The sequence below is a fragment of the Paraburkholderia sp. SIMBA_027 genome, assembly GCF_046535315.1.
GTDB lineage: Bacteria > Pseudomonadota > Gammaproteobacteria > Burkholderiales > Burkholderiaceae > Paraburkholderia > Paraburkholderia tropica.
Genome location: NZ_JAWRWY010001317.1, coordinates 1 through 247, shown reverse-complemented (window position 1 = coordinate 247; position 247 = coordinate 1). Strand labels below are relative to the sequence as shown.

Annotated in this window: 1 protein-coding gene; it reads left to right on the top strand. The window is 66.4% G+C overall.

All coding sequences use genetic code 11. From position 1 onward, the window contains the following. On the top strand, window positions 1-233 hold a 233-nt coding region (locus SB764_RS43435), incomplete at its 5' end, for a hypothetical protein (RefSeq protein WP_410867233.1). Window positions 234-247: the final 14 nt, after the last annotated feature.

Sequence of the window (247 nt, the reverse complement as noted above, 5' to 3'; positions counted from 1 at the left end):
GAGCAGCTACCCGTAGCATCGCCCGGACTCTGGTCCACGATACGGCCGAGGCGTTCTGGGATGGCCGCAATGACGCCGCGGACCGCCCACAAGGCCATAAGCATGTCCCGTCGCTGGTCTTCTCCCCCGATCCCCTGCGCCCGCCACAGCAGACGTATCCGGACGGCGTCGCCGTCGAACTTTCCACCCAGCTGCAAGCCTGGATGGCGTTCGAAGCCGCGGCAACCTTGTGAGCCCCGGCCCATAT